Consider the following 12,722-nt stretch of genomic DNA (forward strand, 5'->3'; position numbering starts at 1 on the left):
GATGTGATGTCACATCAACGTAAGTTTGACGTTAAACTCGTCATCGCAGCAAGTTTTGCAGTGTTAACATATTGGTTGTTCGCACAATCATTTATTAATATAGGCGCAAGTGTCCAAAAAACATTTGAAGCTCCAGCATCAATAATGAACCTATCGATTAGCCTTGTTTCATTCGTCACAGGCATATTCATGGTCGGCGCAGGGGATATCGCTGATAAAATAGGTAATCTCAAAATGACAATTATTGGATTAGTCTTAAGTATTATTGGTTGCCTTAGTCTAATTCTCATTCCAGCTACACCATTCCTAGTCATTGGCCGTATTTTCCAAGGTCTTTCAGCAGCCATTTTACTGCCTTCTACTATTGGATTAGTCTCAGATAAATTTGAAGGCCAAGAATTGCGCAAAGCATATAGTTTTATGATGATAGCAACAGTAGGCGGAATTGGTTTTTCATCTTATGTAGGTGGGCTTATTTCAAGTTATTTAGGATGGCAAACCGTCTTTATTATCTCAATCATTTTATCAATTATTGCGATACTTATTTTAAGTCGCAGACAAGAAATACCTCGTTCACAACGCGAGCATCAAACATTTGATTACGTAGGAATGATTATCTTCGGTATTTTTATCGCCTGTCTGATGTTAGTCATGACACAAGGATTCACATACGGTTGGACTAGCACCTTCACACTAAGTGTTGTAGCGCTTGGTCTCATTGCACTCATCGTTTTTTATTTTTTTGAAAAAGGCAGAACCACACCATTTATCGATTTTTCAATTGTAAAAAACCGAGCATTTCTTGGTTCAACAATTAATAATTTTGTACTCAATACTGGTGTAGGTACAACTGTCGTCTTCAATGGCTATGCCCAAAAACAATTTGGTATGAGTGAAGTACAAACAGGTCTGGTCACTGTGCCGTACGTCTTCATGGCCATTGCAATGATACGATTAGGTGAAAAAGCAATACAACGTTATGGTGGGAAAAGCATGTTAATTGCAGGGCCATTATTCCCAGCCATTGGAATTATCCTAATCAGTTGTACATTTTTATCTCAAAGTTGGTACGTAGGTCTTGTAACATTTGCTTTCGTGGTTTGTGCAATTGGTAACGGCTTAGTAGCCACACCAGGTTTAACGATCGCCGTATTTAACATGCCAGAAGAAAAAGTAAGTTTTGCGACAGGTTTATATAAAATGGGAGCCACTTTAGGAGGCGCCTTCGGTATTGCCTTCAATACGACTATCTTCACAGTATGCCAACAATTCTATACCGTAGAAACATCAGCCATGATTTCATTCTTAGCAGGAGCTATTATCATGATACTTGGCCTAATCTCAGCATTTATTCTTATACCTAAAAACGTAAAAGCATAATAAAAAACAAGCGTGACTGTTCAATCAGCCACGCTTGTTTTGTTTATAAATACTTGTTTAAAAATTTTAGATATAGATATTAAATGAAATTACACCATCTCAGAATAAATAGAATTGAGTGCCTATATACTTAGGCAAGAAATTCTAAAGATGAAAAACGAATGACGTTGCGCGCGGGGCCCCAGCACAAAGACTTTCGCATAGAAAGTCTACAAACAAAGCAAGCTGGGGAAGGAACGTAAGTGTTCACACACTTAAGTAAATAGTTCTAAGATAGATTACGAAGTGTAGTTGTGGAGACTCCTAGTGGAAAAGAAAGAGCCTCAAGACTACAGGCTTGAGCCTTTCCCACAGGAAAGCGCAACAACTTAAACGAGTGAACATCTATTTAAGAACTACTCTACATAAAAAGTACATATTTAATTCACTTTATCTGTCATTAAGCCTTGTGGTATTGGCTCAAAGATAACTAAATCATCGCTATTTAATAAATCCTCAGTTAATTGTAATTCGGCAATGCGGTTAGAATTATAATACTTCACATACAACGTACGCGTAGTCAGATTAAATACAGTTTGATACAGCGTATAGTGGAACTCATTTTCAGAGGGGCGAACGGCACCTTTAGGAATACTAACGCTATCCAGAATTCTAAATGCATCGAGCACCGCCTCATCGCCATCGTCAGGCAACATATTATGCACGAGATACGTTGCTCTGACATAACGCTCCGCAGATGTATAACCTCCTGGCAAACCAGAAGTGCCACTTTCATTCCCAATATATAAATTCTTGTAACGTTTATATTGAGGTTTGTAAGGCGTCACATTCGCATAATTCTTCAAGTTCTCATAATGCCAATTCAAATCAGGACTATTTGTTAGCACGCCAACTGGATTATCATGCACTACAATACGGCCTTCCACAAATGTAATTTCAGCCGTACGACCAGTAGCATCAGAAATATGATAATGAAGCGGAGGTGCTTCGTTAATATCGTTGAGAGTATTCGCTACAACATTCACTTGTTTCGCATTATCAATGAGTTCGTCGATCGTTTGATTGTAGCCAAGTGCCCACGTTAGCACTTCAGTTTGCGAAATATTGATATAGCCTTCACGAATTTCAGTCGCATAAGACGCGTAACCACGGTCGTATTGGTTCGAAATCGCTAAGCCATGCTCGTTCACGCCATCTCCGAAGATAAAGCCTTCCATATCTGAACCTGCGCCAGTAAAGCCATACTTCGTCTTGCCTTTATAATCAACGCGAGATTCCCAATAGAAATTGCGCGGTTGCACAGCAGGGTGACCCGTTAATGGATAATCATAATCCATTGTTCGACCTAGAATGATGTTGCCATTTTTTGCTTGAAAAGTAAAACCCGTACACATATGTATCAACCTCCATTTATATATTGAAAATTATTATCAATTATAAATTTTATATGTAATGATTTCAATTTTAACAATGGTAAGTATAAAAAATATCCCTTATGACATTGGTTAAATCTCATAAGGGATACAACTAATTAATTAAGCATGTACGTGTTCTGGTACGTCTTTGAAGTTTTCTAAACGACGATTCCATTCTTCATCGCTAATGTTATTTTTAGCTACATAGCGATTACGTGGGTGTTTGGCACAATCGTATGAACAAGCGCCAAGGTATTTTTCTTCATTTTCCTCTGAAACAAGAATTTGTTTATTACATTCAGGGTTGGCGCAGTTAATGTAACGTTCGCAAGGCGTACCATCGAAGTGTTCTTTACCGATAACTGTTTTCTCAACTTGGTTAACGTCTACACTAATACGTTCGTCGAATACGTACATTTTACCGTCCCAATATTCACCTTTAGTTTCAGGATCTTTACCATAAGTCGCAATACCGCCGTGTAATTGACCAACGTTCTCGAAGCCTTCTTTAACTAACCAGCCAGAGAATTTTTCACAACGGATACCGCCAGTACAATAAGTAACGATGTTTTTACCTTCTAATTGGTCTTTGTTCTCACGGATCCAATCTGGTAAGTCTCTGAAACGTGTGATGTCTGGACGAACAGCACCACGGAAGTGACCTAAGTCGAATTCATAGTCATTACGTGCATCTAAAATGACTGTATCTTCATCTTCTAATGCTTCTTTAAATTCGCTTGGTGAGTAGTATTTACCGGTTGTTACACGTGGGTCAACGTCATCTTCTAAGCCTAATGCAACGATTTCGTTTCTAGGACGTACGTGCATTTTCTTGAATGCGTGACCTTCAGCTTCATCAATCTTGAACGTCATATCTGCGAAACGTTCATCCGCATGCATATGCTCGATATATTTATCTGTATCTTCTTTTGTACCTGATAATGTACCGTTAATACCTTCAGTAGAAACTAAGATTCTGCCTTTTAAGTTGTTTGCTTTACAGAATTCTAAGTGCTCAGCTGCAAATGTTTCAGGGTCATCAATAGTTGTATATTTGTAATATAATAACACTCTATAATCCATTTTCTGATTCTCCTCTTAAATTTTGAATTTATCGTAAGGGCAAGCCGTAATTATTTAAATTGTCGTTCTTTTCGTTTTTTATAAAAATCAACATTATATTATTTTACCAAATTTACAATAACTTTCAATATTTCGGTTTTGAAAATAGGGCAACAGACCTAGTTAAGTGAGCAATATTTCTTTTTGAAAACGATTACATATAGTACCATAATGTTAAAGCGTATATTAGAAATTGAGAAATTAAAATTTTACTTTTCAAAAAGGAGGAATTGTATCTTATGTCAAACGAATCATTACCGAAACTTACATATACAGGTGCGTCAAAAAGCGCAGTGCCGATTATTTCAGAAAGTGAATTACAAACGGTTACCGCAGAACCTTGGGTAAAAATTTCAGACGAAGGTCTTCAATTAGAAGGATTAATCTTCGATAGAGATCATAATTTGTATTTATGTGAAGTATTTGGCGGCAAAATCTTTAAAGTAGATACGAAAACAAAAGAAGTGTCTACTGCATTCCAATCACCAAAACAAAATCCAGCTGCAGTTAAAATTCATAAAGATGGACGTTTCTTTACATGTTATTTAGGAGACTTTGAATCAACAGGTGGCATCTTTGCGACTGATGAACATGGTGACAACTTTGAAGAAATTATTTCTGAATTAAACTCAGAATACTGTATTGATGACATGGTCTTCGACAGTAAAGGTGGCTTCTATTTCACAGATTTCAGAGGCTATTCGACAAATCCTAAAGGTGGCGTTTACTATGTGTCACCTGACTTCAAGACGGTAACGCCAGTGATTCAGAATATTTCTGTCGCGAACGGTGTAGCGTTAAGTACTGATGAAAAAGTGTTATGGGTTACGGAAACGACAACTAACCGACTTCATCGTATCCAATTAGAAGACGATGGTGTAACGATTGCACCATTTGGCGCTACAATTCCATACTACTTTACAGGACATGAAGGACCGGACTCAGTATGTATCGATAGCGACGATAACTTATATGTCGCGATGTATGGACAAGGACGTGTCTTAGTCTTTAATAAACGTGGTTATCCAATTGGTCAAATTTTAATGCCAGGTCGTGATGAAGGTAAAATGCTACGTTCAACACATCCACAATTCATTCCAGGTACAAATCAATTATTAATTTGTACAAACGATATTGAAAATGGTTCGGAAGGTGGCTCAATGATTTATACAGTAGAAGGCTTCGCCAAAGGACATAAAAGCTACCAATTCCAATAAGAATAAAATAAGCGACAGCGTCTAACACTAAAAAACCCCTCACTAGTACAAGTAGTGAGGGGTTTGGTGCTTGTAATGGAACTAATTTATAAATGTATTATACTACTATTGGTTACTTATTGCAACTTAAGAAATGTGTTTTATCCCTTGCTTCCATATTCTGTGAAACTTTTAGCTATATCCAGTATACTGAAGAATGAATATAATAGACACGTATGTGTGAAAGGAGTATATGATGAAAGACAATTGGATGAAACATAAAGAAGATAGTCTTGTAGCGTCTTTTTATGATGCACAAACACCTGAATTCCAGGAACAAGGCTTTGAAACTGAATTAGCTTTCGGTACAGCAGGGATTCGTGGGCAATTCGGACTTGGCCCAGGTCGTCTAAATCGCTATACTATCCAACGTTTAGCGCTAGGCATCGCTAACTATTTACAAGACAAAGAGACGCATCCTTCGATTGTCATTCACTATGATATTCGTCACTTATCTTCAGAATTTGCAGAACTGATTTCTCAAATTCTTGCTTCAAATGACATCAAAGTATACTTAGCAGCGCATTACAAAACGACGCCTGAATTATCATATGCCGTAAGACACTTACATACTTCTGCGGGTATCATGATTACAGCAAGCCATAATCCGAAAGATTATAACGGCATTAAAGTATACGGCTCAGATGGTGCGCAATTAGATGAAGAAACGTCATTAGAAGTCGCTAACTACATTAATAATTTAGAAGATCCACTTCAATTAGAAGTAGACTTCAACCCTACGTTGATTGAGAAGAATATCCATACCTTACCAGATGATGTTTATAACAATTACATTAATGAAATTACGCATCTTGTCGGCGATATTCCACAGTCAGATTTAAAGGTTGTTTACACAAGCTTACATGGCACAGGTGTACCGATTATTCCCGAGATTTTACAGCACCTACATTTTCAAAACTTTAACTTAGTTGAAGCACAGTGCAAAGTCGATCCAAATTTCAGTTCTGTGAAAAGTGCGAATCCCGAAGAACGCGACGCCTTTGACTTAGCCATTCAACAAGCCCAAGACACTGACGCAAATCTAATTATTGCTACAGACCCTGATGTCGATCGTATGGGTTTTGTCGAACGTAATAAAGATGGTCAAATTCACTACTTTGGTGGCAGCGAAATTGGCGCATTACTAATTAAATATCTTATTGAACATACGACGCTCCCTAAACATCCCGTCGTCATCCAATCTATCGTTACTGGTGAATTAGGTAAACGTCTTGCGCAACAACATGGGGTCACTGTGAAGGAAGTCTTAATCGGCTTCAAACATATTGCCAAAGCGATTCGTGAATTTGACAATGACCAATCATTTTTATTCGCCTACGAAGAAAGTTACGGCTACTTAGCCGATGATTTCGTGCGAGACAAAGATGCCGTCCAAATCGTGCCATTAATTATTAAGTATGCTTCTATTTTGGAAAATGAGGGCAAAACACTTCACGACGCGTTAAAAGAAATCTATGAAGAAGTAGGACACTATCGTGACTACCTTGTTTCAAAAGTATTCGAAGGCAAACAAGGCCAACAACACATTGCAGATTTAATGGCTAAAGTAAGACATCATATCCCTGACACAATCGCAGGCTTAAACGTCATCGCAGTAGAAGATTACGACACACTCCAACGTGTAAACAAAAAAGACAATACGGTAGAAACAATTACCTTACCACAAGCCAACGTCATTAGAGTCATCTTTGAAGAAGGCTTCATTGCCCTAAGACCATCAGGCACAGAACCTAAACTCAAATTCTATATCTCACTCAACGTCCACAACTTCGACCAAGTAGCACAAGAGATATATGAATATATATTTAAAGACGTGAAGTAGGGCGAGTTATGGAAATTAGTAAACCATCTTCATATGATAAAGAATCTCTTAAAAGTTGTGGAAATGCGATTAAAAAACTTCATGATGATCACCATAAATTACGCAAAAGAAATGAAATTAAAAAATCTAAAAAAGAAGTTGAAGTACAAGATAATCAACTGAAATTTGATATATAACTATTAATATTCTCTATTCAATAAGATTCTAATTATACTTTTTGCATTATTAGTTGATAGAAATACGAAGTATTGATGGCGAGACGCTACTAGGAATAGCATAAGCCTTGAGACAAAAATTAAACCAAAAAGCGATTAATCACAACCTACAAGCCTTTGAAAAAGGCTAACAAAGTGATTAATCGCTTTTCCTTATTTAACAAATTGGCTCAGGCTATGCCTAGAGCAAGCGAGCCACTTCAATACGCAGTATTGAGTACAACTCTTTGACACCACACAAGTTCAACCTCACACCTCATTTTCAAAAAATAAAATTAAAAAAACACCTCATAGTAAGAGATACACATCCCAAACTACAAGGCATCTTATACATATATTAATACTTTCTTAAAAAGTCCAACTCACGGTCAAACAAATTATTCGCAATATAAGCTTGCACCGTATTCAGAACTTCCTCAATCTCTTGCGTCATATTCGATAACACACGTACCGCAAAACCATGCGTAGGCAATTGCGTAATACCTAAACGACAATCATACGTCTTCGTATAATCCTTAATCTCCTCATACACTTCTTCGATTAACTTTTGCGTCACATCAGGATGGATAAAGTAAGCCGAACCTAAATGCGTATAGTCCTCCATATAACCAATCGCATTCATCTTCGTCTTAGTTGGATCCATAAGCAAGTTATCATACGTCACTAACTCATCGTCCACATAAATCTCGTTAATTAAGTGCATATAGTTATAAGTGAAATGTTCATCTTTCATAGAATATCCTGGTGTCAGAATATCTGTATAAAACATAGACGCACTTGCATCAAGTTTAAATACATTGTGCTGGAAGAATTTAGAATTTTCATAGGCAATAATAGGATCGCCTACATATTCCATATAACCATCTTTTGCAATATTAAAAGTTTGATATTGCTCCACATGATCATTCAATGTTTTATAAATCTTCGTAGCACCTTGAGACGTCAAAGTCACAGAAGCCGCTTCTTCTACATTAATATTCATACGATAACGGTCGCCGTCTAAGTAACCACCGCCTACATTGACAATATAGAACGTTGGAATCGTTGATGAATTTAAATAAACTGGTCGAATAACTTTTAGAGCCTTTTCAAAGAAGATATCACGCGCAACAGAACGCTTACCATTATGGAAAACGGTAAGGTCTAATTGCCCAGTCCACGTTTGTTCAGTATCTCTTGAAGCAGCCATTAAGATAATCCTTTAAGTAATACGTCGCGGTCAATCCATTCAAGCACATTCTCTAAACCTTCATCTGTTTTAAGGTTAGTAAATGTGAATGGACGCTCACCACGGAAGGTCTTCGTATCCTCAGCCATTTGGTCTAATGATGCACCAACGAACTCAGCTAAGTCTGTTTTATTAATAACAAAGTAATCAGATTTAATCATACCTTGTCCGCCTTTACGAGGAATCTTTTCACCTTGAGCAACGTCAATGATATAAATTGAGAAATCCACTAATTCAGGACTGAAAGTAGCCGCTAAGTTATCGCCACCAGATTCGATAAAGATTAATTCGATGTCATCGTTACGTTCTAACAATTCATCAATCGCCGCGAAGTTCATAGACGCATCTTCACGAATTGCTGTGTGAGGGCAACCGCCTGTTTCTACACCAATAATACGATCTTCAGGTAAGACGCCTGTATTAACTAAGATTTTTTGATCTTCTTTAGTATAAATATCATTGGTAATAACGCCGATACTAATATCTTTTGAAAGGCGACGTACTAATTTTTCTACTAATTGGGTTTTACCTGCGCCAACAGGACCGCCAATACCAATTTTAATTGGATTTGCCATAAATAATAACCTCCTATGAAATAAAGATTCTCACATTAACGTTTTCATGTTCCATTTGGTTAAGCTCTAAGCCTGGAGCTGTTAAGCCAAAGTCTGCTTCGCTTAATGTGAAAATGTGTTGTCGTGTACGCTCGATATATGGAATCATTTCCGTCACCACTTGTTGACCAGTTGTTTGTCCAAGTGGAATAGCACGTACAGCATTTTGAGTTAAACTTGAAACATTTTGATATAAATAGTAATCAATAATTGTTTCAATATCGACACCTAAGTAATGGCCAAGCATGGTAAAACATATAGCTGGATGTAATTTGGCACGTTTCTCTTTCATTTGCGTATGGTACCATTCAATCCATTCGCTATCATAAAGTTCCATTGCAAGTTTGACCATTCTTGTACCCATTTGTTTTGTACCCACACGTGTTTCGCGAGGTAAACTTTGTACGAAGATTAAGCGATCAAGTTGTAGTACTCTTTCATGGTCTTCATCGTCTAAAGCTTGATAAACCAAGCGCATTGCTAAGCCATCTGAATACGTAAGTTGTTCATTGAGGAACAGTTGAAGCCACTCTTTGAAAGTAGTGGCGTCATGCACTGCATCTCTTTGAATGTAAGTTTCCAGTCCAAATGAATGGCTAAATGCGCCGGTAGGGAATTGTGAATCACAGAACTGAAATAGTCTTAAATTTGAATGATCAATCATGTGAATGTCCTATATGTCTAAAGGCTTTATTCACTTTACGATCTTCATGACTATAAGGGATGCCGAGTGATTTTAATAAGTCTTCTACTAAATAGTCATATTGTACGAGCATTTCAGTTTCTGTAAATTGGGCTGGTAAGTGACGATTACCTAATTGGTGCGCAATGTCGCCCATTTCTTGTAAGGTACGTGGTTTAATAACTAGTAAATCTTCTGAATTTACATCAACGACAATCATATTTGTTTCATCTTGATATAAAATATCGCCGTATTGTAAATCAATAGGTTGTTTTAAACGAATACCGATTTCATTACCGTGATCTGTTTTTACACGTTGAATACGTTTTACTAGGTCTGAGTTTTCAAGATAGACTTTTTCAACGTGTTTATTCTTTTCATCGGCAGAAAGGTTTGCGATATTGCCTTGAATTTCTTCTATAATCATTAATAATGCCTCCTAGAATAAGAAGTATCTTTGTGTTAATGGTAATTCTGTAGCAGGTTCGCTAGTGATTTTTTCACCATCTACAAATACTTCGTATGTTTGTGGGTCCACATCTAATTTAGGTGTAGCATCATTATTCTTCATATCTTTCTTAGTTAGGTTACGGATACCGTGAACAGGACGTACCATGCGTTCTAAGTTTAAGTTACGATAGATACCACTTTCAAATGCTGTTTTAGATACAAATGTAATAGATGTATGTTGTAAATTGCCGCCATATTGGCCATACATTCTACGATATTTTTGAGGTTGTGCTGTTGGGATAGATGCATTGGCATCACCATTATTTGCTGAATTAATCATACCGCCTTTAACGACTAACTCAGGTTTTACACCGAAGAATGCAGGATTCCATAATACTAAGTCGGCTAATTTACCTTTTTCAATTGAACCAACATAGTCAGAAATACCATGTGTAATAGCAGGGTTAATTGTATATTTAGCGATATAACGTTTAATACGATTATTATCGTTATACTCTTGGTCGCCATCTAAGAAACCACGTTGTTCTTTCATGCGGTGAGCTACTTGCCAAGTACGTGTGATGACTTCACCTACACGTCCCATTGCTTGTGAGTCTGAGCTGACCATACTGAAGACACCCATATCTTGTAATACGTCTTCGGCAGCGATAGTTTCTTTTCTAATACGAGAATCTGCAAAGGCAATGTCTTCTGGAATAGAAGCGTTTAAGTGGTGTGTAATCATAACCATATCTAAATGTTCATCTACAGTATTATGTGTGTAAGGTAATGTTGGGTTAGTAGATGAAGGTAAGATATTTGAATAAGATGCAGATTTAATTAAGTCAGGCGCATGTCCGCCACCAGCACCTTCTGTATGATACATGTGTAATACACGGCCTTTAACGGCTTCCATTGTATCTTCCATGAATCCAGCTTCATTTAATGTGTCTGCGTGAAGTGCAATTTGAACATCAAACTCGTCAGCTACTGATAAAGCATGATCTAATGCTGAAGGTGTTGCACCCCAGTCTTCGTGTACTTTCAAGCCAATAACGCCGGCATGAATTTGTTCAATTAGTGCAGTGTGGTTTACAGCTTGACCTTTACCAGTGAAGCCAACGTTGATTGGTAAGTGTTCCGCCGCTTCTAACATGCGGTGAATATGCCATGGTCCAGGTGTTACAGTTGTGGCTTTAGTACCTTCTGAAGCACCAGTACCACCACCGATATGTGTAGTGACACCACTTTCAAGTGCGACTTCTGCTTGTTCAGGGTTGATAAAGTGAACGTGAGTATCAATACCACCTGCAGTTACAATTTTACCTTCAGCAGAAATAACATCTGTAGTTGCGCCGATAATGATATCAATATCATCCATAATATCTGGGTTACCCGCTTGACCAATTGCAAAGATATAGCCATTTTTAATACCAATGTCAGCTTTAACTACTTTATCGTAATCGATAATGACTGCATTTGTAATAACTAAATCTGCAACATAACGGTCGTCACGTGTAACGTTTGGATTTTTACCCATACCATCACGAATAGATTTACCGCCACCAAATGTTACTTCGTCGCCATAATTTGTGTAGTCATGTTCCACTTGTGCAAATAAGTTTGTATCGCCAAGTCGAATTGAATCACCTTTAGTTGGACCATAAAGGCTGGTATATTGAGATTGCGTCATTTTAAAACTCATTATGCTTTACCACCTTTTTTATTAATGTTTTCTTCGCCTTCGTCATTAGACACACCGGCGTGTTCATCATTTTTACCAGTTGGACGATATACGCGGTCTTCATCAATTTCACCGTTAACCATGCCTCTGAAACCATAAATTTTGCGATGACCTGCATATTCAACTAATTGAACTTTCTTTTCATCGCCAGGTTCGAAACGTACGGCAGCACCTGCAGGGATATCTAAATGTTTGCCGTAAGCTTTTTCACGATCAAATTGTAATGCTTTATTTGCTTCGAAAAAGTGGAAATGTGAACCCACTTGAATAGGACGATCGCCTGTGTTTTTAACCGTTAGTACAGTTTCTGGTCGACCTTTATTAATTTCAATTTCAGTACTTTTTACTTTAATTTCTCCAGGAATCATTTTTTCATCCTCCTTACACGATAGGGTGGTGAACCGTGATTAGTTTTGTGCCATCTGGGAAAGTTGCTTCGATTTCAATGTCTGTAATCATGTTAGCAACGCCTTCCATTACATCATCTTCATTTAAAATCGTTTTACCATAGCTCATTAACTCCGCTACAGTTTTGCCATCGCGTGCACCTTCTAATAATTCATCGCTAATTAAAGCTAATGCTTCAGGATGATTCAACTTTAAACCACGTGCTTTGCGTCGACGTGCAACTTCTGCAGCTACAACAATCATTAACTTGTCTTGCTCACGTTGAGTAAAATGCAAATTGATTCCTTCTTTCCTTGGTAATTTAAAATAGGTATTACACTTCTTATGTTAGAATGAATGAAAACTTTTCACAAGGAAAATACCTT

General features: G+C 37.4%; 13 protein-coding genes. 4 read left to right on the forward strand and 9 right to left on the reverse strand.

What is annotated here, in order from left to right; all coding sequences use genetic code 11:
- The first annotated feature begins 6 nt into the window (after positions 1–6).
- Positions 7–1,380 carry an MFS transporter gene (locus CD127_RS02800; RefSeq protein WP_174694736.1) on the forward strand — a complete coding sequence of 458 codons (1,374 nt, stop codon included), beginning with the start codon at positions 7–9 and terminating at the stop codon, positions 1,378–1,380.
- A 419-nt stretch (positions 1,381–1,799) separates the two neighbouring features.
- Here the strand turns inward: CD127_RS02800 and CD127_RS02805 are convergent, their stop codons facing one another.
- Positions 1,800–2,774, reverse strand: a complete 975-nt coding sequence (locus CD127_RS02805) for a choloylglycine hydrolase family protein (protein WP_103365690.1) — start codon at positions 2,772–2,774, stop codon at positions 1,800–1,802.
- 141 nt (positions 2,775–2,915) lie between these two features.
- Positions 2,916–3,878: an oxygen-dependent tRNA uridine(34) hydroxylase TrhO gene (trhO, locus tag CD127_RS02810; protein WP_103365691.1), complete on the reverse strand. Its 963-nt coding sequence runs from the start codon at positions 3,876–3,878 to the stop codon at positions 2,916–2,918.
- A 278-nt stretch (positions 3,879–4,156) separates the two neighbouring features.
- Here trhO and CD127_RS02815 point away from each other — a divergent pair, with 278 nt between their 5' ends.
- The 3 genes from CD127_RS02815 (at position 4,157) to CD127_RS12605 (ending at position 7,192) form a co-directional block, all read left to right on the forward strand.
- The gene (locus CD127_RS02815; RefSeq protein WP_103365692.1) at positions 4,157–5,134 is read left to right on the forward strand and encodes an SMP-30/gluconolactonase/LRE family protein; all 978 of its coding nucleotides are present in this window, start codon (positions 4,157–4,159) and stop codon (positions 5,132–5,134) included.
- A gap of 235 nt (positions 5,135–5,369) precedes the next feature.
- Complete coding sequence (locus CD127_RS02820; protein ID WP_103365693.1) at positions 5,370–7,016, forward strand: phospho-sugar mutase; 1,647 nt, start codon at positions 5,370–5,372, stop codon at positions 7,014–7,016.
- A gap of 8 nt (positions 7,017–7,024) precedes the next feature.
- Positions 7,025–7,192, forward strand: a complete 168-nt coding sequence (locus tag CD127_RS12605; protein ID WP_160148971.1) for a hypothetical protein — start codon at positions 7,025–7,027, stop codon at positions 7,190–7,192.
- 376 nt (positions 7,193–7,568) lie between these two features.
- Here CD127_RS12605 and CD127_RS02825 read toward each other — a convergent pair whose 3' ends face one another.
- The 7 genes from CD127_RS02825 to CD127_RS02855 are packed head-to-tail and all read right to left on the reverse strand — an operon-like array spanning position 7,569 to position 12,633.
- Positions 7,569–8,420, reverse strand: coding sequence for an urease accessory protein UreD (locus CD127_RS02825; RefSeq protein WP_103365694.1), 852 nt, complete (start codon positions 8,418–8,420; stop codon positions 7,569–7,571).
- Positions 8,420–9,034, reverse strand: coding sequence for an urease accessory protein UreG (gene ureG, locus CD127_RS02830; RefSeq protein WP_103365695.1), 615 nt, complete (start codon positions 9,032–9,034; stop codon positions 8,420–8,422). The genes CD127_RS02825 and ureG overlap by 1 nt, the downstream gene beginning before the upstream one ends.
- 13 nt (positions 9,035–9,047) lie before the next feature.
- On the reverse strand, positions 9,048–9,737 hold the full coding sequence (locus CD127_RS02835) for an urease accessory protein UreF (RefSeq protein WP_103365696.1): 690 nt from the start codon (positions 9,735–9,737) through the stop codon (positions 9,048–9,050).
- Positions 9,730–10,182 carry an urease accessory protein UreE gene (ureE, locus tag CD127_RS02840; RefSeq protein ID WP_103365697.1) on the reverse strand — a complete coding sequence of 151 codons (453 nt, stop codon included), beginning with the start codon at positions 10,180–10,182 and terminating at the stop codon, positions 9,730–9,732. The genes CD127_RS02835 and ureE overlap by 8 nt, the downstream gene beginning before the upstream one ends.
- 12 nt (positions 10,183–10,194) lie before the next feature.
- Entirely contained in the window at positions 10,195–11,910 is a 1,716-nt protein-coding gene (gene ureC, locus CD127_RS02845; protein WP_103365698.1) for an urease subunit alpha, read from the reverse strand.
- Entirely contained in the window at positions 11,910–12,317 is a 408-nt protein-coding gene (locus CD127_RS02850; RefSeq protein WP_103365699.1) for an urease subunit beta, read from the reverse strand. The genes ureC and CD127_RS02850 overlap by 1 nt, the downstream gene beginning before the upstream one ends.
- A gap of 13 nt (positions 12,318–12,330) precedes the next feature.
- Positions 12,331–12,633, reverse strand: coding sequence for an urease subunit gamma (locus CD127_RS02855; RefSeq protein WP_103365700.1), 303 nt, complete (start codon positions 12,631–12,633; stop codon positions 12,331–12,333).
- Positions 12,634–12,722: the final 89 nt, after the last annotated feature.

Origin of the sequence: Staphylococcus petrasii (genome assembly GCF_002902565.1) — a bacterium.
Taxonomy (GTDB): Bacteria; Bacillota; Bacilli; order Staphylococcales; family Staphylococcaceae; genus Staphylococcus; species Staphylococcus petrasii.

Coding starts and splice junctions, on each gene's coding strand:
- CD127_RS02800 (WP_174694736.1), top strand. CDS start 7: ATGTCACATCAACGTAAGTTTGACGTTAAACTCGTCATCGCAGCAAGT.
- CD127_RS02805 (WP_103365690.1), bottom strand. CDS start 2,774: ATGTGTACGGGTTTTACTTTTCAAGCAAAAAATGGCAACATCATTCTA.
- trhO (WP_103365691.1), bottom strand. CDS start 3,878: ATGGATTATAGAGTGTTATTATATTACAAATATACAACTATTGATGAC.
- CD127_RS02815 (WP_103365692.1), top strand. CDS start 4,157: ATGTCAAACGAATCATTACCGAAACTTACATATACAGGTGCGTCAAAA.
- CD127_RS02820 (WP_103365693.1), top strand. CDS start 5,370: ATGAAAGACAATTGGATGAAACATAAAGAAGATAGTCTTGTAGCGTCT.
- CD127_RS12605 (WP_160148971.1), top strand. CDS start 7,025: ATGGAAATTAGTAAACCATCTTCATATGATAAAGAATCTCTTAAAAGT.
- CD127_RS02825 (WP_103365694.1), bottom strand. CDS start 8,420: ATGGCTGCTTCAAGAGATACTGAACAAACGTGGACTGGGCAATTAGAC.
- ureG (WP_103365695.1), bottom strand. CDS start 9,034: ATGGCAAATCCAATTAAAATTGGTATTGGCGGTCCTGTTGGCGCAGGT.
- CD127_RS02835 (WP_103365696.1), bottom strand. CDS start 9,737: ATGATTGATCATTCAAATTTAAGACTATTTCAGTTCTGTGATTCACAA.
- ureE (WP_103365697.1), bottom strand. CDS start 10,182: ATGATTATAGAAGAAATTCAAGGCAATATCGCAAACCTTTCTGCCGAT.
- ureC (WP_103365698.1), bottom strand. CDS start 11,910: ATGAGTTTTAAAATGACGCAATCTCAATATACCAGCCTTTATGGTCCA.
- CD127_RS02850 (WP_103365699.1), bottom strand. CDS start 12,317: ATGATTCCTGGAGAAATTAAAGTAAAAAGTACTGAAATTGAAATTAAT.